The organism is Kitasatospora sp. NPDC041988, from assembly GCF_055588525.1.
Window position 1 is genome coordinate 1 of sequence record NZ_JBVJCO010000052.1, and the last position, 20,384, is coordinate 20,384.

At 70.8% G+C, this 20,384-nt stretch carries 20 protein-coding genes and 4 tRNA genes; 9 read left to right on the forward strand and 15 right to left on the reverse strand.

Annotation, left to right across the window (positions count from 1 at the left end; all coding sequences use genetic code 11):
• Positions 1-566: 566 nt before the first annotated feature.
• The 4 genes from ACZ6NC_RS35025 (at position 567) to ACZ6NC_RS35040 (ending at position 5,540) form a co-directional block, all read left to right on the forward strand.
• Entirely contained in the window at positions 567-2,990 is a 2,424-nt protein-coding gene (locus ACZ6NC_RS35025; protein ID WP_465737911.1) for a helicase associated domain-containing protein, read from the forward strand.
• Positions 2,991-3,162: 172 nt separating this feature from the next.
• On the forward strand, positions 3,163-3,843 hold the full coding sequence (locus ACZ6NC_RS35030) for a hypothetical protein (RefSeq protein WP_465737912.1): 681 nt from the start codon (positions 3,163-3,165) through the stop codon (positions 3,841-3,843).
• 174 nt (positions 3,844-4,017) lie between these two features.
• Positions 4,018-4,776, forward strand: a complete 759-nt coding sequence (locus ACZ6NC_RS35035; RefSeq protein ID WP_465737913.1) for a DUF6420 family protein — start codon at positions 4,018-4,020, stop codon at positions 4,774-4,776.
• Between the two features lie 308 nt (positions 4,777-5,084).
• The gene (locus ACZ6NC_RS35040; protein ID WP_465737914.1) at positions 5,085-5,540 is read left to right on the forward strand and encodes a DUF6420 family protein; all 456 of its coding nucleotides are present in this window, start codon (positions 5,085-5,087) and stop codon (positions 5,538-5,540) included.
• A gap of 127 nt (positions 5,541-5,667) precedes the next feature.
• On the opposite strand, the gene ACZ6NC_RS35045 is transcribed toward ACZ6NC_RS35040, so the two are convergent.
• From ACZ6NC_RS35045 to ACZ6NC_RS35075, 7 genes are all read right to left on the reverse strand, one after another.
• Positions 5,668-5,838 (reverse strand): hypothetical protein, encoded by a 171-nt coding sequence (locus tag ACZ6NC_RS35045; RefSeq protein ID WP_465737915.1) that lies wholly within the window; start codon positions 5,836-5,838, stop codon positions 5,668-5,670.
• 26 nt (positions 5,839-5,864) lie between these two features.
• On the reverse strand, positions 5,865-6,101 hold the full coding sequence (locus tag ACZ6NC_RS35050) for a hypothetical protein (RefSeq protein WP_465737916.1): 237 nt from the start codon (positions 6,099-6,101) through the stop codon (positions 5,865-5,867).
• Between the two features lie 106 nt (positions 6,102-6,207).
• Positions 6,208-6,714: a hypothetical protein gene (locus tag ACZ6NC_RS35055; protein WP_465737917.1), complete on the reverse strand. Its 507-nt coding sequence runs from the start codon at positions 6,712-6,714 to the stop codon at positions 6,208-6,210.
• Between the two features lie 368 nt (positions 6,715-7,082).
• A tRNA-Tyr gene (locus tag ACZ6NC_RS35060) sits at positions 7,083-7,162 on the reverse strand.
• A 1-nt stretch (position 7,163) separates the two neighbouring features.
• Positions 7,164-7,258, reverse strand: a tRNA-Ser gene (locus ACZ6NC_RS35065).
• A gap of 21 nt (positions 7,259-7,279) precedes the next feature.
• A tRNA-Ser gene (locus ACZ6NC_RS35070) sits at positions 7,280-7,364 on the reverse strand.
• 10 nt (positions 7,365-7,374) lie between these two features.
• Positions 7,375-7,447 (reverse strand) — tRNA-Gln (locus ACZ6NC_RS35075).
• Positions 7,448-7,788: 341 nt separating this feature from the next.
• On the opposite strand from ACZ6NC_RS35075, the gene ACZ6NC_RS35080 reads away from it, so the two are divergent.
• Positions 7,789-8,124 (forward strand): hypothetical protein, encoded by a 336-nt coding sequence (locus ACZ6NC_RS35080; protein ID WP_465737918.1) that lies wholly within the window; start codon positions 7,789-7,791, stop codon positions 8,122-8,124.
• Between the two features lie 276 nt (positions 8,125-8,400).
• Here ACZ6NC_RS35080 and ACZ6NC_RS35085 read toward each other — a convergent pair whose 3' ends face one another.
• Entirely contained in the window at positions 8,401-8,895 is a 495-nt protein-coding gene (locus ACZ6NC_RS35085) for a DUF4429 domain-containing protein (RefSeq protein ID WP_465737963.1), read from the reverse strand.
• A gap of 251 nt (positions 8,896-9,146) precedes the next feature.
• Here ACZ6NC_RS35085 and ACZ6NC_RS35090 point away from each other — a divergent pair, with 251 nt between their 5' ends.
• Positions 9,147-9,695: a hypothetical protein gene (locus ACZ6NC_RS35090; protein ID WP_465737919.1), complete on the forward strand. Its 549-nt coding sequence runs from the start codon at positions 9,147-9,149 to the stop codon at positions 9,693-9,695.
• 409 nt (positions 9,696-10,104) lie between these two features.
• On the opposite strand, the gene ACZ6NC_RS35095 is transcribed toward ACZ6NC_RS35090, so the two are convergent.
• From ACZ6NC_RS35095 to ACZ6NC_RS35105, 3 genes are all read right to left on the reverse strand, one after another.
• A complete protein-coding gene (locus ACZ6NC_RS35095) occupies positions 10,105-10,419 on the reverse strand; it encodes a replication initiation protein, RepL2 (protein ID WP_465737920.1) in 315 nt (104 codons plus the stop codon).
• Complete coding sequence (locus tag ACZ6NC_RS35100; protein ID WP_465737921.1) at positions 10,416-10,961, reverse strand: hypothetical protein; 546 nt, start codon at positions 10,959-10,961, stop codon at positions 10,416-10,418. The genes ACZ6NC_RS35095 and ACZ6NC_RS35100 overlap by 4 nt, the downstream gene beginning before the upstream one ends.
• 380 nt (positions 10,962-11,341) lie before the next feature.
• On the reverse strand, positions 11,342-12,154 hold the full coding sequence (locus ACZ6NC_RS35105; protein ID WP_465737922.1) for a hypothetical protein: 813 nt from the start codon (positions 12,152-12,154) through the stop codon (positions 11,342-11,344).
• A 227-nt stretch (positions 12,155-12,381) separates the two neighbouring features.
• On the opposite strand from ACZ6NC_RS35105, the gene ACZ6NC_RS35110 reads away from it, so the two are divergent.
• Entirely contained in the window at positions 12,382-12,522 is a 141-nt protein-coding gene (locus ACZ6NC_RS35110) for a hypothetical protein (RefSeq protein WP_465737923.1), read from the forward strand.
• Between the two features lie 539 nt (positions 12,523-13,061).
• On the opposite strand, the gene ACZ6NC_RS35115 is transcribed toward ACZ6NC_RS35110, so the two are convergent.
• The gene (locus ACZ6NC_RS35115; protein ID WP_465737924.1) at positions 13,062-13,952 is read right to left on the reverse strand and encodes a hypothetical protein; all 891 of its coding nucleotides are present in this window, start codon (positions 13,950-13,952) and stop codon (positions 13,062-13,064) included.
• 399 nt (positions 13,953-14,351) lie between these two features.
• Here ACZ6NC_RS35115 and ACZ6NC_RS35120 point away from each other — a divergent pair, with 399 nt between their 5' ends.
• Positions 14,352-14,624 carry a hypothetical protein gene (locus tag ACZ6NC_RS35120; protein WP_465737925.1) on the forward strand — a complete coding sequence of 91 codons (273 nt, stop codon included), beginning with the start codon at positions 14,352-14,354 and terminating at the stop codon, positions 14,622-14,624.
• 131 nt (positions 14,625-14,755) lie between these two features.
• On the opposite strand, the gene ACZ6NC_RS35125 is transcribed toward ACZ6NC_RS35120, so the two are convergent.
• Positions 14,756-15,235, reverse strand: a complete 480-nt coding sequence (locus ACZ6NC_RS35125; protein WP_465737926.1) for a hypothetical protein — start codon at positions 15,233-15,235, stop codon at positions 14,756-14,758.
• Between the two features lie 80 nt (positions 15,236-15,315).
• Here ACZ6NC_RS35125 and ACZ6NC_RS35130 point away from each other — a divergent pair, with 80 nt between their 5' ends.
• The gene (locus tag ACZ6NC_RS35130; protein ID WP_465737927.1) at positions 15,316-16,185 is read left to right on the forward strand and encodes a hypothetical protein; all 870 of its coding nucleotides are present in this window, start codon (positions 15,316-15,318) and stop codon (positions 16,183-16,185) included.
• Positions 16,186-17,193: 1,008 nt separating this feature from the next.
• Here the strand turns inward: ACZ6NC_RS35130 and tpg are convergent.
• Together tpg and tap are read right to left on the reverse strand one after the other, a co-directional pair.
• A complete protein-coding gene (gene tpg / locus ACZ6NC_RS35135; protein ID WP_465737928.1) occupies positions 17,194-17,748 on the reverse strand; it encodes a telomere-protecting terminal protein Tpg in 555 nt (184 codons plus the stop codon).
• A gap of 9 nt (positions 17,749-17,757) precedes the next feature.
• The gene (gene tap / locus ACZ6NC_RS35140; RefSeq protein ID WP_465737929.1) at positions 17,758-20,049 is read right to left on the reverse strand and encodes a telomere-associated protein Tap; all 2,292 of its coding nucleotides are present in this window, start codon (positions 20,047-20,049) and stop codon (positions 17,758-17,760) included.
• Positions 20,050-20,384: the final 335 nt, after the last annotated feature.

A 20,384-nucleotide genomic window follows, 5' to 3' on the forward strand; every position in this document is an offset into this window, starting at 1 on the left:
CCCGCGGAGCGGGTAATGCAGCGGCAAGCCGCTGCATAGTGAACGCCTCCGCTTCGCTTCGGCGGGATTCCCGCGCAAAGCGCGTGAATCGGATTCCGCGAGCGGAATCCTGACGGTGAACCAATTCGCGCAAGCGCGAATTGGTAGGATTCCCGCAAGCGGGAATCCGGCTGGCTGGGAGGGGTGGTGGCTCGGTCTGATGCACCGTGTAGGTTTTGACTTGGCTTGCTAGCACCCCCTTCTGGTGGTCTGTTCGGTTGCTTGCTGTGACGGCCTGCTCTGGAGGTGACCTGTGCTGGTCGGAGGCGGTCTGGTCTCGGCTGGCCTCCGTGGGGCGGACCCTGGTGTTGACTTGACGCCTTGTCAGGGTACCCGTGTCCGCGCCGCCCTTGGCGGACACGGGGCTGGTTGCCTCGATCCAGTGTATCTTGTGCGGTGGCTCTTGATGCAAGATGATGCACTGTGTAGCTTTTGAATTCTGGGGATGCCTCCCCCAGGCGGGCCGCCCGATTTCCGATTTTCAGCCTGCTCGACTCGTGATGGTGCCCTGGGAAGGGAATTCAGAAATGGCTGTGAAGCTCCGGCCTCATCAGGTGGAAATGGTCGAGGCGATCGTGCGGGGTCTCGACATCCCGCCGGGCGGCTTGGTGCCGGCCGGCGGGCTGCGGGTGACGGCGATCTCGCCGTGCGGCAGCGGGAAGACGATCAGTGCCGCCTCGGCCGCCCTGCGGATCGCGCGGGACGGGCGGGTGCTGGTCCTGCTGCCCACCCTGGACCTGCTGACCCAGACCGTGCAGGAGTGGCGGAAGGTCGGACACGAGGGGCCGGCGGTGGCCGTGTGCTCGCTGCAGGACGACGCGCTGCTCTTCTCGCTGGGCGTGCGGTGCACTACCAACCCCCTGCAGCTCGCGCTCTGGTTCGGCACCGGGCCGGTGACGATCTACGCCACCTACGCCAGCCTCGACGTCCTGGGCGCGGCCTTCCAGGGCGCCTACGGGCAGCGGCTGCAGCCGGTGGACCTCGCGGTGGTGGACGAGGCGCACCGGACGTCGGGCAGTCTGGGGAAGGCGTGGGCGGACATCCACCACCAGGGGGTGATCCCGGCGGTGCGGCGGTTGTACATGACGGCGACGCCGCGGGTGTGGCAGGAGCGGGCGCGGTGGCAGCCTCGGGAGGGGGCGAAGGATCCGCTGCCGGAGGAGCTGGCGGCGTCCATGGACGATGAAACGATCTTCGGAAAAGTCGTATACAGGCTAACCATGGGGGAAGCGGTCTCCCGAGGGATCCTGGCGCGGTATCAGATCATCGTGGTCGAGATCCCCGACCCCTACCTGTCGCCGGAGCGCCTGGGCGGGCCCGAGCGGAACGAGGAGGAGGTGCGGGGGCTGCGGCTGGGCGCCGTCCAGGCGGCGATGATGCGCACCGCGGCGGAGCACCATCTCCGAACCATGATCACTTTCCATCACCGGACGGTGGAAGCCGAGGCTTTCGCCGCCGGTCTGCCGAAGGTGGCGGCGCAGTTGCACGCGGACATCCCTGGCTTCTACCCGGCTCCTGAGGACGTGTGGGTGGACTGGCTGTGTGGGGAGCACGCGGCGGACGACCGGCGGACGGTGCTGAAGGCGTTCGGCAGCTGGCCGGGCCTGGCGGTGCTGTGCAACTGCAAGGTGCTGGGCGAGGGCGTGGACGTGCGGGCCGTGGACTCGGTGGCCTTCCTGGACCCGAAGGGCTCCCCTGTCGAGATCGTCCAGGCGATCGGGCGGGCGCTGCGCAAGAAGCCGGAGGACGACAAGCTGGCCTCGCTGGTGGTGGTCTGCTTCACCCGGCCCGGGGAGAGCGAGGAGGACATGGTCACCTCCGCCTCCTACCGGCCGCTGGTGCGCGTCCTACACGGCCTGCGGGCCCACGACGAGGAGGCCGTGGACATGCTGGCCATCCCCACCACCAACACCCCGCACCGGCCGCCACAGAGGATCGGGGCGCAGCCGGGTGAGGGTGAGGAGGAGAACCGGTTGCTGGTGCGGTTCTCCTCGCAGCGGGACCCGTACTTCCTGGCCGACCTGGTGCAGTTCAACATCATCGACACCGAGCGGATGGACTGGGCGCGCGGGTATATGGCCGCCAAGGCCTTCCGGAAGCGTGAGAAGCATCTGCGGGTGCCGTACGAGCACAAGGAGGGCGGGTACGGGCTGGGGCGGTGGATCAGCGTGCAGCGTCGCGTGCACGCGGCCGGCGCGATGGAGGGCGGGCGGTACAAGCGCCTGGAGGCGCTGGGGATGGTGTGGGACGAGCAGGAGGCGGCGTTCCAGGAGAACCTGGCCGCGGCCCGGGCCTGGTACGCCGAGCACCGCACCCTGGCGGCGCCGCGCGGCGCCGTGGCGCTCGACCGGGCGGTGGGCCAGTGGCTGTCGAACTGCCGCCGCCCCGGCGCGATGGCCGGGCAGCCGAAGCGGGCCGAAGCGCTCGCGGAGATCGATCCGGACTGGAACCCGGACTGGCCCGTGGACTGGCAGCGGCATTGGGCCGGCGTCGCGCTCTGTCTGGACGGCGGCGCGACCTTGGCGGACCTGGTGCCCGGGGTCAGCGTGCACGGCGACGACATCGGCCGCTGGCTGGAACGCCAACGCCAGCCCGCCACCTGGACGGGTCTGCTGCCCGGGCAGCGGGAACGCTTGACACGGCTCGGCGTCGATCCGAATCCGGCCCCCGAGACGCCCGGGGGCGCAGCGGTGGGTGGGCGGAAGGCGGGCGGTGGTGGTGGGGCGGCGTTCGAGCGGGGTGTGGCGGCCCTTGCGCAGTACGCGGAGCGGGAGGGCCGGGTGGTGGTGCCCCGCGGGCATGTGGAGACGCTGGAGGACGGGAGTGAGGTGAAGCTCGGGGTGTGGCTGTCCAATGCCAAGAGTCGGCGCGATCGGCTCGACGGGGCGCAGCTGGCGCGGCTGGCCGGGCTGGGGCTGTCCTGGGCGGCTGTTGCCGAGGTGCAGGGCTGAGCTTGAGTCAGCGGCTGCGCCGGGACGGTGTCGGGTGACGGGTTGGGCGGGGTGTTGCCGGGCGGGCGGGGCCCGTTCATCTGGGGGGCGCCGTACAGGGGTGGTCCTGGTAGCGTGACTCTCACCGTATTTGAACGCGTTCAATATTGGGGGGAGCATGGAAGCCTTTGGCGTGTGTCGACCCGTCCCGCGGGCGGGGCGGATCCTGGTGGTGCTGGCGGCGCTGTGTGCCGCGCCGGGCGTGCTCTGGGTGGTCCTCGTCGGTGGGACGTTCATCGACGGCGCACTGGTACTCGGTTTCCTGGCCGCCGCCGCACCGCTGTTCGCGCGTGAGGCCGACGCCTCCCGGACAGTCTGCCTGGCGACAGGCTGGGGGCTGCTCGCAGTCTCGGTCGCCGGCTCCCTCTTCGGGCTGTTCGTGCTGGCGCCGGCGGGCATCGTCCTCCTCGCCGCGGCAAGCCGGGGGCGCCCCGAACCCCGGCGCGTGCCGCTCCTGCTCGGCACCCTGGTGTCCGCCACGACCCTCGGCCTCGCCGGCTGGGCGATCGGCGTGGTCTGGATCGCTCCGTACTTCCAGCAACCGGACGCGTTCGTCGCCACGGTCCAGGAGACCAGTCCCCTCCTTCAAATCGGCCATCACCCGGAACTCCTCCACGACGGCACGGGCCTCGGCCACGGCGCCACCAGCGTCTCCATGACATCGACCAGCACACCGCCCGGCGACAGACTCATCGTCGCCTTCGACCCCCACACCCCCGACGCCGACCTCGCCGTCCTGCGCCGGCTGCTCGCCGACCTGCCGGGCGTCACCGACGTCAGACTCTGCGACCCGCCTGCCGGGAACTGCCGCTGACCATCAACGCCCACGACGTCCAGGCCCGACAGCACAGAGCCGAGCAGGACGTGGCGCAGCCGGGAGTGTCCGGGCCGGGGATGCCCTGGGCGGTGGTGACCGGGTTCGGCGGCTGAGCCGGCTGACCGTGGAGGAAGGCTTCGGGCGCCATCGGGTCTCCCTTGATCACCTGTGGTGCGACGCGCAGGCCACACCGTCGAAGCATGGGAGTTCAGTCGGCTCGCGCTCGCGGCGCAGGCGTACTGCATGCCGGGTGGCCGCCGTCACCGGGCTCGGTTCGTCCCGCGCGTTGTCTACCGCTGCTTCGAGTTTCCGCGGGACGGCATCGGGCCCCGGGCGTTCGTGCGGGTCTTGCTCGCCGTCGAGCTGGGCGATGCGAGGCCGGTCGGCCGGCTCGCGGCCGACGCCGCCGCAGTCGCCAGTCCCGTCCGACCCGCGCAGGGGGGCGCCGTCCCGAGGGGCCTCCGCGCGATCACGGCTCAGCAGTCGGGGCGGTCCTCTTCGCGGGTCGCCGCCCCGTCGCCCGTTGCGACCGCCTTGTCGGGGTCTGTGGTCTCGACATGGGCCGGGTTTGCCGGACGGCCGCCAGGCGAGGTCTGGTGGCGCAGCTGCCGGTGTCGCCAGAGGGCGCGCCACCAGGCCAGCCGGTGCGCTGACTCCTGCGGGATGACGGACTGGAGGGCGACGACGAGCAGGCTGAGGGCGAAGCAGCCGAAGGCGCCGGCGGTCAGACGACACGGCGCGGGCGCGCTCCAGCAGGCTGGCGGGCGCGCGCAGCCGCAGGGGCCGGTCTCGCCTCGGGTCGCCGCGCCAGCGCGGTGGCAGCGGGTAGCGCAGCACGGTGGAGATGTGGGTGTGCCGGTCGGGGTCGGGCTCTTGTTCCTGGGCTTCGACATGCTTCGTGAGCAGTTGGCGGACCGTCTCGTCCCGTGACGTCCCTCGCTGCGCCGCGACGGCGGCCAGGGCCTCGAACGCGCAGGGCGGCAGCCGGACGTTGGTCTCGGTGTGAGCAGGCACCCGGCCAGTATCGGGGCCGTGTGCGCGGCGCCGGTGGTGGGATCGCAAACACGGGTCCTCTCGAGTCGATGGGCTGCGGTGGCGGGGCGTAGCAGGTAGGTTCGCCGGCGGGCCTGGTGTCCGCGGCCGGTGCGGGCTGTGCGTGCGCTGCTTGCTGAGGCTCGGTCAGGCCGTGTTGTCGTTGTCGCAGAGGGAGGGATCCGTTGGACGCCGACCGTGGGGTCTTGGGTCCGTACAGCGAGTTCGACGGGCTGCCGCCGCTGCACGCCCGGGAGGTGGATCTGCCGCTGGCCCACCCGTACGGGCAGGTCGCACCGGGGCGGTTCGTCACGCCGGGCGGTGGCCGTCTGACCGTCGAGGAGAGTTTCGGGCACCGCCGGATCACGCTGGACCACCTGGGCTGCGACGCGCAGACGACGCCGGCGAAGCACGAGGCGTTCAAGCGGCTCGCGCTCGCGGCGGAGGCGCACTGCCTGCTCTCCGGCTGCCGGCATCCCGCCCGGTTCGCACCCGGCAACGCCTTCCGGTTGTTCGAGTTCCCCCACGGAACCATCGAGCTCGGGGCGTTCGTCCGGGCCCTGCTGGCCATCGAGTTGGGCGACCACAGGCCCGTCGAGCGGCTGGTGGCCGCCGCCACCGCAGCGGCCGGCCCTGTCCGCCCCTCGCAGGCCCGGGGGTAAGGCCCGCCGGGGGTGCCGCCCGGGAGCCCGCGCCGCGGCCGGCAGGGACCGCCCTGCCGTCCCGTGGCTGGTCTTCGCACGGCCGCCGGCACGGGTCCGGGACGGCCGTTGGCCGGCCGGATGTGCTTCAGGTGGGCCGGTCGGTGTCGCGATAGTGGAAGCCGGTGTCCGGGCCGCCGGTGAACACCACGGTGTCCTGGCCAAGCCCGAGGGCGTGCAGCAGAACGTCGAGCGCGCCGTCGGCGTCTTCATGGGAGTGGTGCAGCCACACCCATGTCTCGGCCTGGCCGTAGGTCATCAGGCTGAGCGCGAAGTGCAGGCGCTTCAGCGTGAAGACAGCGGTGTCGACCTCTCCGAGTCCTCCCAGCTGCGCTCGACCTGCAGCCGAAGCCTGGCGGCGAGCGCCTCCAGCGGCGGCTTCAGGGCGGCGATCATCCGGAAGGAGCCGGCAGCTGCCTCCCAGAGGCTGGACTGCGCGGCCGGGTTCCTGCCCGTGTTGTAGGGCGGGCTGGTGGCCTGCTGCCAGTCGGGTTCCGGTCCGGGTACAACGATCTCCGCCATGTGCGACTCCCCCGCATTCGCCCGTACACCGTCGGGCGCAGCGTAGCCCGCGGCCGTGCGTGACCGGCGCGAATGGCGGTCGGCTGTCTGGCCGTGGTGGGGCGGGTCAGTTCGGTGGCGCCGGCCTAATCTGTCCGGCTGGCAGGCGGCTCTGCTGCTGGGGTGTCAGCTGGCTCACGCGGACGGCGTCGTTCAGGCCCAGTTCCCTGCGTTCGACGGCCGCCTGGTGCTCTGGGGTCAGCCTGAGCAGTGCCAGTCGTTTGGAGACGGTGGCCTTGCTGAGTCCCAGGTCACGGGCGACCTCGTTCTGGCTGGGTTTGGGGTCGCTCTTCTCCAGGATGTCGTCCAGCAGATGAGCTTCCTCGATCGGGCCCAGGTGGTCGCTGTAGAAGTGCTTGCGGGCCAAGAACGCGGGCAGGTCGTGCGGCATTGGCCGGTGCAGGGCGGGCACGTGCGTGATCTCGGCCAGCCTGGCCGCGTCGAGATAGTGCAGGTCGGCGACGGCCACGTGGGACACCGCCTTGCGGATGAGCGGGGCGTAGCGCGGCTGCGCGCGGACGAAGTCCTCGCGGGAGACGACGGCAATCGGGTGCTCCACTCCGTGTCGGCGCACGGAGCGAACCAGCGCCGCCAGGTTCGCCGGCGCGTTGTGCGGGCGTCCTGGTGCTGGAATGACGGCACCGACCGGCAGTCGCTCGATGAATGCGATCACGGTGGGGCCAACGAGGCCCGCCCCACGGCAGGCACGCCGCACCTGCCCGGGTCCCCCGATCGGCCGTCCTGCGACACGCCACTGGGAGGCGGCACTGGCGCCCAGTGCGGTGGACCAGGAGTCACCTGAGGAGGGTGAGCGCCCGCGTGGCGGTCACCGCGTCGCGGTCTGGGAAACGGGTCCTGGGCGTTGGGCCGCAGTTTGCAGGGCTTGGCCGGCGCGCGCTGGTCCCGCGGGGGCCGGCAGGCGCTCTGGCTGCTTGGCGGGGGTGGGCGAGGACGGAGTCGAACCGTCACAGCCGAAGCGGGGGTGTTACAGACCCTTGAGCTCTCCAGTGCTCAGCTCGCCCTTGGCGGAGGAGGTGGGGGTCGAACCCACACGGGTGCTCGCGCACCCCAACGGTTTTCAAGACCGAGGCCGGCGCCGCCTGTCGGCTGGCTCCTCCATGAACTGCTCTTGTGTTGCGCGGAGAGTGCGCGGATCGAACGCGCGCGGGTGTGACCCCGACTACGGCTTAGCAAGCCGCTGCCTTACCACTCGGCCAACTCTCCAGGTACTGCGCTGCCGGACGAGGATTCGAACCCCGAGTCTCCTGATCCAGAGTCAGGCGTGCTGCCAGTTGCACCATCCGGCACTGCGGGTGGACGGCACACGAAAAAGGGCCGCCCCTGCGGGGACCGATCCTCGGGGCGGCCCGGCCTTGTGGCCGGTCAGCGCACTACGAGGACGTCCCGCGGTTCTGGCGACTCGACGAGGAGCGCTGATACGAGAAGCGGGTGAAGCCGTTCATTGTCGCGCTCCCTTCCTGGTCGTCGTACGCCTTGCGTTCACTGTGCTGCACCGGCGACGGCGGGGGCAACCGCTTTTCTCGTCCGCCCGGCAGGCCGGCTCTGGGCTCTGGTGGGCGGTCTTGCGGTCCATCCTGGGCGCGCACCCCGACGGTGGCTTCTTTGCGTGATGGGAGATCGACGATGGGTGACGAGAACATGGCTCGCGCAGCTCGCCATCGGCACCGGCCTTCCGGACGTCTACTACCGGCGCTCGCCGTACCAGGGGATGGTGACCTGGTGGTTCTTCGACACCGCCGTGACCTCCTGGGCGACGGTGGACTCCGTCTCGGGTGGCAGCGAGTTCGACGTGCGCCAGAGCGGGCCACAGCATCTGTGGGACGAGATCCACGCTGCATGGAGCGCCTGGGAGCAGGCCGGAAGCTCCGGCTACGAGCGGTTCGGGTTGACCGTGACCGGTGCCGGCGAGCGCACGGTGTGGCTCGACGACCCGGGCCACCACTGGAGCCCGCTCGCCGGCTGAATTCCCTGCGCGACGCAGCGGTTCCCCGGCGCCTGCCTGCAGGACGGCTGGCAGGCAGGCGCCGGTGCCCGGGCAGAAAGGGTTCGTCTGGGATGGGCGGCACTTTCGGGGTGCAGCAGCGCGTCGGTGAACTATCCGGTGGGGCACAGCGGGGCGATGATGGGTCCGGTGCTGAGGTCGCCGGGCGGTCGCCAGGCCTTGGAGGCTCATTCGGTGGCTGCGGTGGCCCGCGATCGTGGGCAGTGCGGCATCTCCGGGCCGGGGTTCGGCAGTGGCTCAGGGTGCAGCGGGCGGTTGCCCGGAGGTGCCCAGGAGGCGGGCCTTCGCGATGGCGAGTTCGTCGGGGGTCAGGACGCCGGAGTCGGCGAGGTGCTGGAGCTTGCCCAGCTCGTCGGCGAGCGAGCCGCTGGTGGATGTCGCGGTGGTGGGTGCGGGGCGGTGGAGGTTCGCGATCGCCTCCTCGACGGCCGCGCGTAGCGCTTCGAACGCGGGTGCCTGGTTCTTCATGACGATCACACTGTTCTCGTCCTTGACCGCGCTCGAGGTCTGGATGCCGAACCCGGAGCGCCGCTCGTTGCCTCCTGGAACGGTGAACTGGATGAAGCCGTTCACGAGCAGCCCGGGCGGCTTCCACTGCACGGCGGTGATCTGCGAGATGTGGATCCGCTTTTCGCCCTTGCCCACCGACGTGCGCGCGAGGAACCCCTTGCGGGTGATCGTCACGTACTCGCCGTCGAAGCTGACCTGCCCCGTGTGGCCCTTCGCCTCCATCACATCCCCAGCATCCGACGTCCGTGTTCCGGGCGCACCCGGGAATCCGCCCCGGGACCGGGAGTGGTCGGCCGCTGGAGGACTCGACGATGTCGGGGGTGCTGCGGGTGGCTACGTTCACTTCTGGGGACAGCGTTTGTCGGTGAGTTTGAACAGCAGTTGTCGATCTTCCAAGTGCGAGATGTTCGCGAGTTTTGGCAGCACCGGGCGTGTCGTTGGGCTTCGCGGGCGCCGTCTAGGGTGTGGGAGCTATGCGACTGATCGAGATGGAGATAGCCAGGCACGACTGGAAGAGCATGCTGTGCGGGTGCGGGGACTCGGCAGAGCACCTGGCCCGGGATCTGCTGCAGCTCGCGGGTAGGGGTCCCCTGCAGAGACCCAGCCATGTCAGCTTCGATGAGCATGTCTGGTCTCCGGTGATCCTGTGGGAACCGGCTCCAGCTGTGACATCCGTGGCTCTGGCGGCTCTCGCAGACGACGTTGCACCAACGGCTCGTGAGTGGTTCCTCGACCTCCTGCAGCGCATGGTGGCAGGCGAGGGCACGGATTGGGAGTCCGCTCGACGAGGACTCGATCTTCCGGAACTGTGCCGGGGCCTTGCTGTGCAAGGTCTCTGGCTGCTCTACGGAGAGGTGATGTCGAATCGGTCCCTCCAGGCTGGCATCGCCTTCGAGATCCTCTCGGTGGTGGAACCCGACAGGGCTCGTCTGCGACACGTTCGGGAGGCTGCGGCCGACTGGTTGCCCGTGTGCTGCCGGACCGGCATGTGCGATGACGACCTCCGCGACCTCGACCGCTGACCTCGGGTGCGTCGATGGTGAGGTTGCAGTTCCCGGGCAAGTACCCCAGTGACGTCAAAACTCGTGAACACCGCCCGACCGTGGATCCGGGTGCCTCCCAAACCCGTGACCAGTTGACTTCACGACTCGTGAATAAAGCCACTGCGGGTCTCGCCCGGACGGCCCGGCCCGGCGGCTGGCGGGGGGGGTGCCAGGGTGAGGCAGGCGCACGGTCATGAGGACGGCTCCCGGCGGTAGTGGCGGCGCGACGGGGGTGCAGCGTGGCGCGGGCCGGTCCGCGCTCGGTCCGCGCGCTGGAGCCCGCGATCATGGCCGAGGGGGTGGCGGCCCCTCCCGGGGTGCCTCCGCGCCCCTGGGTGTGTCCGGCTGCCTTGCGAGGCCCGGGCCGTGGCGGGCAGCGTGATGCCGGCTATCCGGCGGGACGCAGCGGGATGACGGTGGGGCCGGTGCCGAGGGCCTTGCCGGTGAGGCGGTAGTAGCGGACGTTGCTGATGCGGCTGGATTCCTCGAGCCATCCGTCGTCGACGAGGGCGGTGCGGACCTTGGAGAAGGTGCTCTCCTTCATGCCGGCTTCGTCGGCGAGGAGGCGGGCGAGGGTTTCTACGGCTCCGGCGGGGTTCTTGGGCAGGACGGCGTAGAGGTTGAGGACGATGCGTTGGTTGGGGGGCAGGCTGTTGGCGCGGCGCATCATGGCGCGGATCTCGGCCCGCGGGTCGGTGCTCATGCGGTCTCATCCTCGTTCTTCTTCAGCCGCTTGCGGGGCTTGCGGGACTCGGCGTTGCAGTCGGCGCAGGGTTCGGCGCCGGGATCGGGGTCGGTGAGGCCGGGGATGTGGGGTGGGTTCCAGCGCTTGATGGCCTCGCGCTGTTCGTAGGCCTTGCCCTTGTAGCTGATGTAGGGGCTGATGCGGTAGATGACGACGCGTCCGACGCGGTGGGTCTCGACGATGATCCGGTGGCCGTGGAGGTGGCGCAGGATGCGGCCGAGGGCGTTGGGGTTGGAGCCGATCTCGGCGGCCATGTCGACGGCGGTCATGCTGACGCCGGGGGCGAGGTCTTCGGGTGCCCCGTTGGTGGGCGGGATGGGTCCGGGGGATGCGGCGACGAAGAAGGAGACGACGCGGCACTCCTTGTCAGTGAAGGCGGAGCCTGCGCCGGTGATTGCGCGGAGGTAGCGGTCGGAGGTGGTGGCGTAGCTGCCGCCGTAGAGGAACCGGGCTGTGGGCTCGGTTGCCTCCCGCTGTTGCCGCCTGGGGGCCTGGCTCACCTGCTGCACCCTTCCGTCCGTGGGCCTCGCTGTTTCGCTGTCCGGTGCCCGGGACGTAGGTGGTCGGGGAATCTGACCCCTCTCCAGCGAGATTCACTTTAGCTTAGAGCTAATTAGCAAGAAGCTAAGGCGTCCGCACACGGGCCGTTGTCGAGGCGCGGCGCGGGTGAGGTCGCGGACGACCTGGTGACCATCGCGTCGTCCCGACGAGGCTCGGGACGGCATACAGCCAGCAGCCCCCGACGGAACCGCGAACCGGTCCCCCGGGAACGGAAGCCGGGGCCCGCGGAATTCTCCATGGACGAATCCGTCGGCTGCCGACCTGTCCCGGCCTTCTCTCGTCCCCGGCAGGCCGGCGACAGCGGGCGGCCTGGGAAGGGTCAGAAGGGGGCGCGTGCGCGGGTCATGTAGAGATCGAAGGCGTACTCCACCATGTCGAGGGCCGCCTTCGTCGCGGCCAGGACCTTCTCGGGGGGTGCACTGATCTTGGCCCAGCTGACATCTCCGTCGGTGGCCATGATCTCGCGGTCCAGCACGCTCAGGGTGCCGCCGAGGTCTCCGTGTGCGAGCGCGCTGCACAGGCCCCACAGCAGCACCGCGTTCTCGACTCCGGCCCGGTCGCCGGCGTCGCCGACGACCGCGGCCCACGTCGGCATTCGAAGATTCTTGGTGGACAGTTCGGGCTCGGGCATGCCCGCCGCGCGCAGCAGGGTGAGGATCTCATCGCGCTGCTCCTTGTATGCGTCCGGCGGCGCGCCGACCAGTTTCGCCTTCGTCTCCCTGCTCGCGTAGTCGGCCAGGTGCATCGTCAGGCAGCGGCTCACGCGCTCCGTACGGGCGGCGGGGCCCAGCAGCCACACCGCCCGGGCGGCGTTCTCCAGGGCCGCGCGCAGCAGGGTGAAGGGGGCGAAGGAGTGCAGCCGCATCTCGCATGCGCCGTCCTTCTCCTCGCCGCGTACCAGGGCCGCGAGCGCCTGGAGGTGGTCGACGGCCACAACCAGGGCGTGGTGGGCGCTGTGGGAGAGGTGGTGGGGGTTGGTCTTCGCGTCGTCTCCGGCGAGCGGGCTGCCCGGCGAGACCAGCCATCGGGGGGCGTTCGACTCGGTGTGCGCGGCCAGCGCGTCAACGTGTGTGAACCGGTCGAGCAGGGCGTGCATGAACCGCTCGCCTGCGGTGTCCGGGGTCGTCGTCATGGCTCAGGAGGGTAGGGCGCGTGGGGCCGACGCTTCCAGGGAATTTCTGCGGCACCTCTGCAGGCTCCACAGCCCGCCCGGCTGCGGACGCCGCCGGGCAACCCGTGCTCCTGGCTGTCGGGCCCGTCCGGGGCGCTGTCGGGGTGGTTGGGCTGCTGGCCGTGCGCGGCCCGGCGGACCGGAAGGCCGGTGCGGATGCTGCGGTGCGCCCAGCGGTGGGAGCGGGTGTGTGGCCAGCGCGGCTGCACGCCTCGGCGGGCAGGGACTTCTGGCCGTGGCGCGCGTTGGTGCGGGATACGGCGGTCTTCCCGGAGGTGGTGGAGGTCGCGGCGGCGCTGCTGGATCCGGTGATGGCCGAGTCGGTGTGACGGGACAGCGGGGCCGGGCGGCACTCGGGCACTGTCGGCGGACGGGGTGTTCTGCCGGTGGCTGGGTGAGCGAGTGGGGGGGTGCGGGCAGCCGGGGGCTGTTCTCCAAGGCTTCCAGGCCGTTCTCCAAGGTTTCCGCGGGTGCCTTCCAAGGTGACCATCAAGGTGTGCATCAAGGCACTGGGGGCGGGCATCAAGGAGTCCGCCCGTGGGCTCGGGGCTGCCGTCAAGGTTGGCGGCCGGGGGCACAAGAGACCGCCGAGGTGTCGGCGAGGCCTGCGGCCTGTCGAGAGCTTCCCGCCGGCGAGGCTGGGGTGCACCAGCCCACCAGGCGCCCCACCTACAGCGCCCGTACCGACGACGAGCGACACCGCCTGCGGGCGTTCATCGAGCGTCAGCGGTCCCAGTACCTCGCCACGCTTGGGCCTACGCGGTTGTTGTTCGGGCCGGTCAGCGAACTACCGTGATCGATGCGATCTCACCGTCGCCCACGGGAGCGATAATCCGGCGCATCCTGACCAGGGCCTTTGTGTAGGTGGTCAGTCCTTGTCCCGGTCATCGATCCGAGCCAGTTGCGCCCGTAGCCGCTCCGCGTCGACCTCCGCCCGGCGAAGTCGGCGCTCCAGGGCATCGCGAGTCTGTCGTACTGTGGATTGTTCCGGCACCGTGGCTCGCGGAACAAGCCAGCCCACGGCTTTGTAGGCGATGATCGTGTGGGCGTGGACACACGTAGAGCAGGGCTGCTCCGGGCGTGGGCTGGGCCAGCCTGCCGCGATCATGCGGCGCATGTGCTGACCATGGTTGGTCTCGAAAAATGCCGGGTCGGCTGCTGACGCCTGGTCGAACTCATCGGCCATCTCCCGCACCCTGTCGGGGTCGACCACGCAGGTCCCATGTTCGGGCTTCCAGTCGAGGGACGGTGCCACGACCTCCGTGCTGTGCCCGCATTCCAGCAGGACGGTCCAGAACGCCTCGGTACGAGGCTCGTCGCGGCGTAGCACGGCCCAGACTTCGGCGGTGGTCCATTCGGGCGGGTCCGCCGGGTCGGGAGGAAAGGAGACTTCCCTTCGGTCCTTCCATGCGGTGATCTCGCGGTAGGGGACGGGAACGGAGGTGTCGTGCTCGCAGTACAACTGCCCTGGGGGCAGGGGTTGGCCGTCCCATCCGGTACCCCATCGGTGTTCGTGCGGCGGGGTACGGTCGCCGTGCGTCAGCCGCTCGGTGATGCAGCCGCAGTCCAGTTCGACCCGCCAGCGGTAGCACTGGTCAGCGTCGGGGGCGAAGAACGGCCACAGCGCGCTCGGGAAATGAGTGCGGCGCTGGGCGTTTAGCTTCTCGTACTCGCGTAGGGCATCCGTATGCCGCCTCGCCCGGCCCGGAAGCCGCTTCTCCACGGCCAGTGACCGCTCGTCTGCTGCTGAGTACGCCACGTCGAGTTCCTCTTGCCGAGCAATGTGCCGTTGCACAAGCTAGGCCCCAAGGACCGGCTTGGGGCGGAAACGCTGTCTCGCCTCGCTCGGAAGGCGGATGCAGCAGCCAGCCCGTCGCCCACCCTGTGGCATCTGACGGCCAGACCGGCCGCGCCCGGCACGGGCAGGTACCCGAGCCGCCGTCCCGGCCGGCGCGACCGACATCGAGGACCTCGTCCAGCACAGCCCGGGGGCCCGACCGGGTTTCGCTCCGCTGCCGGGTGCGGGGCGAAACCCGGCCGGCGGGTAGCAGAGCTGCTGCACACCGCAGGCTCCACGGCCCGCTGGGCGGCGGACCCGGCTGCGGACGCCGCCGAGCAACCCGTGCTCCTGGCCGTCGGGCCCGTCTTCGTTCTGGGCATGGTCGTTGACAGCAGGGTGCTGGGCGAGGGCAGCGTGCAGGGTCGATCCGGCCTGCCACGCCTCAGCGTGGACGACGGACTCTGGCACGGCGAGGCCCGGCCGGCACCGAGGACGATCCGGCCGTCGACCCAGAGCCACCCATCCGTCCAGGCCATCGACGTCCATCGCGGTCCAGTCGCGGGCCAGGTCGGCGCCCGCGCCATCCTCACCGGCACGGAGAACATGACCCGCACCGAACTCCACGCCGTCACCACCAGCCGAGACCAGTGAGCCTGCTCCGGCTGGCCTCACCGGACGGCCCGACGGGCGCGGCGAGCACTCCGGGGCCGGCAGAGAGACCTGCCCGTCGTACGCCAGGGCCGCACAACCCGGCTACTGGGCGTTCCGCTGATCCCCACCGGTCAGCCCGCCTGCCGAAGCCCGCCCGTGCCGAAGACGTCGTCGAAACCGTGCGCCTGCTGGGTGGTCACCAGGTAGTAGGAGCCGCCCGGGTGCTGGTGCCCGTAGCCGCTGTAGAACGCCACCTCCGAGGGAGTCAGGACCCTCAGGTCACCGAAGACGTAGTACAGCGGGGTCGAGACGCTGATGGCCGTGAACTGGAGGCCCGCCACCAGGCTTTTGCGAGAGACGGAGAAACGGTGGGAGTCCACGCTGCCCAGCGAGGTCTTGGCGTCGATGCAGACGACCTGCATGCCCCGCGCGGCGATCATGTCGGGCAGCTGCCGCAGGGGGGAGTCGGTGAGGCGCAGCGCGGCCTGGATCGCCGGCGGATAGGTGCCCTGGCCGAACGGGTGGACCGTCCAGCCACGGCGTTCGAGTTCGTGCATGACGTGCTGTTCGTGCCGGCCCCCGATCGCTTTGCGGTGGGTCCAGTCGGCCACGCGGCCCTCCCCCTCAACACACTTCCGTGGTACCAAAACTGATGTTTCCGTACTACTACGCTACCCGCTAAGCTGACGCCATGTCGGCATACGTTGACCCACGTTTTCGTCCCACGCTCTGGCCCGGCACCGTCATCCCCGTCCCCCCGATCGCACGCCGTATCAAAGACGTCCGGATCAAGGGCGACTGGCTGCTGTGGACTCCGGTCCCCCAAGACCGCGAACTGGTCCATCTGCCGGACGACTTCTACCTGCGCGAGCTCATGGAGGTCCGGGCCGACGATCTCGAAGGCACGGCGGCGCTGTTCACGGGCTACGGTTCGCTCTTCGGCACCGACCAGGAAGACCTCCACATCGACACCCCGGAGATCTGGGAAGCGCTCCGGAAGCTTCCCGAAGCCGACAGCGACGAGCAGCCCTACCCTTTCGCCGCGCACAAGGACGTCATCAGGATCTACCTGGAGACCGCTCAGGACGCCGTTGCCACCTGGATCGCCTGCCAGCGTGAAGGCGGCCTCGAAGCCCTGGTCGATCCCCAGATCACCGAAGAGGCCCTCGCCGACAGCCAGTCGGAGAACCTCGACGCCAGCGGAACGCCGTGGCCGCATTCCCTCGATCACCTGCGTGAGCTCCTCATCGACGGCCGCATCCACGCACTCGAGCAGGTGCTGAACAGGGCACTGGGCCGGTTCAGCATCGGAGTGGGAGACCTGGCCGACCGCGACCCCACCATCCTCTCGGTGGCCTTCCTCCAGCTGTACAACCACCTTGCGGAGGAAGCCACCGTGCGCCGGTGCGCCAACGAGAACTGCGGCCGCAACTTCGTACGCCAGCGGGGCCGTGCCGAGTACGGCCAGCACCGCACCACCGGCGTCAAATACTGCTCCCGGGAATGCGCCCGCGCCCAAGCCCAACGCGACCTCCGCCGCCGACGCCGCACCGCCACCTGACAGCACCCAGTCCGGCAACCGACAGCCCTGCGTCAGAACACCCACCCAGCACCCGGCGCACACAGGGCTCTCAACAGAACCGCGGAAAACCCCACCACTTCTCAACCCACCGAACGGTTCTCAACCAACCACACAAACCCGCAGACCAGACAGCCAGAACACTCGGCCTCGGAACCCGGCACACCCAGCCCCCACGCCCACACATGTCCCCATGCCACCCCGGCGGGCCCGGCACAGTGTGTTGACCGCCGCCGACAGGGCCTGGGCCCTGCTCTGGTGGCCCCGGGTCCGGCGGACGGCTTCCTCCCCGGCTCCCAGGAGTTCGGCATGTCCATGGCTGCGCGCGTGGTCGCGGCGAAGACGGTACCCCGTGCGGCGGCGCGGGCGTCCGAGAGGGCCAGCCCCGCGGTGGCCAGCAGCATGGCGTAGACGACGCCGATCCCCCAGCCGGTGCCCTGGACCGGCGTTGCCGCGAGGACCAGCAGGACCGGCACGGCCCAGGTCAGCAGCACACCGGCCTTGTGGACACCGGCGGCTGCGGACCGCCTGGCCATCGGATCACAGTCCGGCAGCTGATCGGGGGTACATCGTGCAGGCGCAGCGTGTCACGGACGCGGTGCGCGCCGGCCAAGTGCCGGTTCCATGCGAAGGTGTGCAGCGGCGGGGCTGGTCGACACCACGACCGCATGATCACCGAGCACACGCGGCAGAGACTGAGCCGGGGCACCTCCATACCCCGGCCGCCGGCGGGCCGGCTCCCATGACGAGGATGACAGCCGCCAAATGCGTGTCCTCGCCAAGGCGTCGCCGACCCGACAGCGAGGGCCCCGCGTGGAGGGTGCGCGGCGGACCCCGACCGGCACACCGACGTGTCGCACGGCTCGGGCCCGACCGGGCGCCGACCCCGTGTCCCGACGCAGGTCACCGACCGCGGACCGGGCACTCAACCGACCGACCGAAGCACTCGGTCTCACCTGTCCGGGTGGCGGGGGCGAGTCCCGGCGGGACTCAGTACTGGACGTCGATGGCCTGGATGCCGGTGAACTCGACTTTGAGGCCGGCGGCGCGTCCGCCGTCCTTGAAGTAGACCTCTTGGAAGCCCTCGGCCATGATCTCGCGCAGCTTCTCCTCGCTCTCCCCCTTGTCCTGGGCGGCGAAGAGGCGCTGTGCCCATTCCGGGGGAAGGTGGACCGTCAGCGGGCGCAGGCGGGGCTCGTCGGTGGTGCCAGCCGGGGCGGTGTAGCCGAAGTACGCCCGGACCTCGACGGTGATGCCGCCGGTGCTAGCGGCCTGCTTGCGGGCCTTGCGGCGGATGCCGGGCTGCCATACCTTGCTCAGCTCGCGGACCAGGGCCTGGCGCAGGGCTGAGCGCGGGTGCTTGCGCTGGCCGGTGAGGTAGCGCCGGACGGTGTTCGGGTCGACGCCGAGGGCGGCGGCGACGGCCTTCTTGTCGCCCTTCGCGGCCTTCACCAGGGCCCGCATCTGGGCCTGCGCGGACTTCGGCAGCTCCTGGGTGAAGTGCTCGGGCGCGGCCCGGTTGATCGCGTCGGTGATCTCCTCCACGGCCTGCTCCTACTTCCCGTCCGTGATGGTGCTGTCGTAGCCCTTGATGTGGCGGGCGGGGTTGAGCGGCTGCTCGCGCTCCAGCCAGTCCACGACGGTCAGCATCGGCTGCACGCCCTCGACCTTGGCCAGGCCCGGGGTGGCGCCGAGGCGGAAGGTGCCGGGCAGGACGCCGCGGCCGGAGCCGGTGAGCGGCAGGAAGTCCAGCGGCGAGGTGCCGGGGGAGGCGTAGACAACGCAGTCGTTGTTGACGCCGAGCGGGTAGCGGCCGTTGGCGCGGGCGACGTTGGCCATCTTGCGGTGCATGTTCACCCGGGCCTTGGCGATGACGGCGGCCCGGATGTCCGGGCGCCAGGTCTCGCGTTCCAGCGCCGGCCAGGGCTCGCCCTTCTTGTAGGAGACGCCCTGGGGGCGCTCGCGGAGCTTGCCGAGCCCGAACTTCACCGTGCTCTTCACCGCGGACAGCACCATGGCGATCTGGTGGTGGCGCCAGGCGGCGGAGGCGAGCTGGTCGTCGCCCAGCTCTGCCAGGTGCTCCAGGCCCTGGGATGCCAGCGCGGTACGCAGCGCGTCCAGGTCTGTGCCCGCGTTCTTGAGGAGGCTGTGGGCGGCCATGGCGGCGAGGAAGGCGCGCTCGTCGGTGTCCTTGTCGATCGGGATGCCGGCCTCGGCCATGGTGGTCACGTAGGCCTCGCGGAGGCGGTCGTGCCACGGGTCGAGGTAGGCGCCGGCCTTCTGGCGGATGAACGCCTCGGTCGGGGCGACGTCGTGGCCGAGCTCGACGGCGTAGGCGACGGTGGGGGTGGTGTACCAGGCCGGGCCTGTCTGAGGCTTGCCGGTCGGGGTGAACGGGCTGGGCAGGCGGGGGTCGGTGGGGATGTGGGACAGGTCGACGAACCAGCTGCCGGGTGTTTTCTTGTCGAAGTGCGGGTTGGCGACGTGGAGGGGGCCGGACAGGCCGACCGCCAGGCGGGCCGCGCCGGCGAGGTAGGCGGTGTTGATGTCGATCCCGACCGCGAACGGCTCCATCATCTCGGCCTCGGAGAGGGTCTCCACCGGCCGGGTCCACTGGTAGGACTCCTCGTCCAGGAACCCGCCCTCCCAGTTCTGGGCGGCCGGGTGCTCCGGCGGGACCTCCGGCGGCGCGGCCTCGTAGACATCCGTCAGCGCGCCCGGGTTCGGCCCGGACACCCACCCGCCCGTGGCCTCGTCGCGCACCGCCCGCGTCGGCGGGCGCAGCGCGGTCATGAGTTCCAGGCCGCAGGTGGCGGTAGAGCCGCGGGGGGTGATGACGCGTTGGGCGTAGATGCCGAGGACGCGGGCCAGGTCCGGGGCCGGGAGCTGGTCGGCGTTGCCCCAGGCGCGGGTGTCCAGGGCGTGCCAGGGCAGGACGGCGAGTTGCACGCACTGGCGGCGTCCGTCCTTGACGGGCCTGTAGATCCGGGCCCAGGGGCCGAAGCCGCGGCGGGTGAGCTGCCACTTCGAGCGGGCGAGTGCCTTGACGACCTTGTGGTCCTCCGGGAGGCGCTGCGAGCGTCGGGTGGCCGGGTCGTCGTCCAGGGTGGCCGGCAGGCCGTAGCGCTCTGCGGCGGCCGCCGTCAGCACGATCAGGGGGTCGGAGTCCTTGCCGTTGCGGTGCAGGCGTGCCGCGCCCAGGCCGGCCTCGGTCAGTGCCCAGATGACCAGTTGTGCAAGCGTGGTCGCCGGGCACTGGAGGACGAGGCCGCCGACGCCGTACGCGGTGCCGTCGCCGTCCAGCACCGCCAGTGGCCCGTTCGGGAACTGTCCGTCGAAGTACGGGGCCGGGCGCGCCGCACGGCGCAGCAGGGGGCCGCCGGGACGTGCGGCGGGGGGCCGGGCTGCCGGGGCGGCCGTGTGCGGGTCTTCCTCGGCGGTCTTCCCCGGCAGGGCGGCGGCGGGCTGCTGCTCGGCTTGCGCCGGCACGGGGGCCGGGGTGGGCGTCGGGATGGGGGTGGAGGTGGGTGTCGGGGTGAAGGCCGTGGGGACCTGGTCGACGGTGGAGGTGGCCGGGGCGGTGGTCCCGGAGGGGTACTGCGCGGCCCAGCCCTCGAGAAGACGCAGGTAGGCGTTCAGGCGGGGAGGCTTCGGCGTCGAGCGGCCGTTCTCGTAGTTCTTCACCGTCTGCACCGTCGACTGCAGCACCTTCGCCAGCTGTGTCTGGGTCACTCCGGCCGCCTCCCGCAGGCGGGCGCGCTCGGCCGGGTCCGGCAGCTGCGGCCCGGGCTCCACGCCGGCCAGCAGCGCGTCCACCGCCGCGAACAGTTCGTCCTGCGTGGGCATGGCGCCTCACCTCCGGGACCCAACCTAACACGCCATTAGCTCCACTTCTTATCCGCTCCAATAAACCCAGGAATTTAACCATTCCGGAGTAGTGTTCCCGGGCCGACGGCCCCCCTCCCCACGCGTGCAGGCGGTCGCGGAGCCGGGCCGGCCCCCGGGGTGCGGGCCGTTCCTCGGCAGGCCGGGGAACGGGCCGGTGGGCCCGACCGGCCTTCGCCCCGGGCACCGGTCACCGGCCCCGGCCCGCCGACCCGCGCGCCCTCGAGGAGGACTTCGCCTGCGCGTCGCCCGCCGATGGGCAGCGGCACGAGGAGCGGACGGCGGCGCACCGGCGC

Coding starts and splice junctions, on each gene's coding strand:
- ACZ6NC_RS35025 (WP_465737911.1), top strand. CDS start 567: ATGGCTGTGAAGCTCCGGCCTCATCAGGTGGAAATGGTCGAGGCGATC.
- ACZ6NC_RS35045 (WP_465737915.1), bottom strand. CDS start 5,838: ATGACCTACGGCCAGGCCGAGACATGGGTGTGGCTGCACCACTCCCAT.
- ACZ6NC_RS35050 (WP_465737916.1), bottom strand. CDS start 6,101: ATGGCGGAGATCGTTGTACCCGGACCGGAACCCGACTGGCAGCAGGCC.
- ACZ6NC_RS35085 (WP_465737963.1), bottom strand. CDS start 8,895: ATGGAGGCGAAGGGCCACACGGGGCAGGTCAGCTTCGACGGCGAGTAC.
- ACZ6NC_RS35090 (WP_465737919.1), top strand. CDS start 9,147: ATGCGACTGATCGAGATGGAGATAGCCAGGCACGACTGGAAGAGCATG.
- ACZ6NC_RS35095 (WP_465737920.1), bottom strand. CDS start 10,419: ATGAGCACCGACCCGCGGGCCGAGATCCGCGCCATGATGCGCCGCGCC.
- ACZ6NC_RS35105 (WP_465737922.1), bottom strand. CDS start 12,154: ATGACGACGACCCCGGACACCGCAGGCGAGCGGTTCATGCACGCCCTG.
- ACZ6NC_RS35120 (WP_465737925.1), top strand. CDS start 14,352: ATGGTCGTTGACAGCAGGGTGCTGGGCGAGGGCAGCGTGCAGGGTCGA.
- ACZ6NC_RS35130 (WP_465737927.1), top strand. CDS start 15,316: ATGTCGGCATACGTTGACCCACGTTTTCGTCCCACGCTCTGGCCCGGC.
- tap (WP_465737929.1), bottom strand. CDS start 20,049: ATGCCCACGCAGGACGAACTGTTCGCGGCGGTGGACGCGCTGCTGGCC.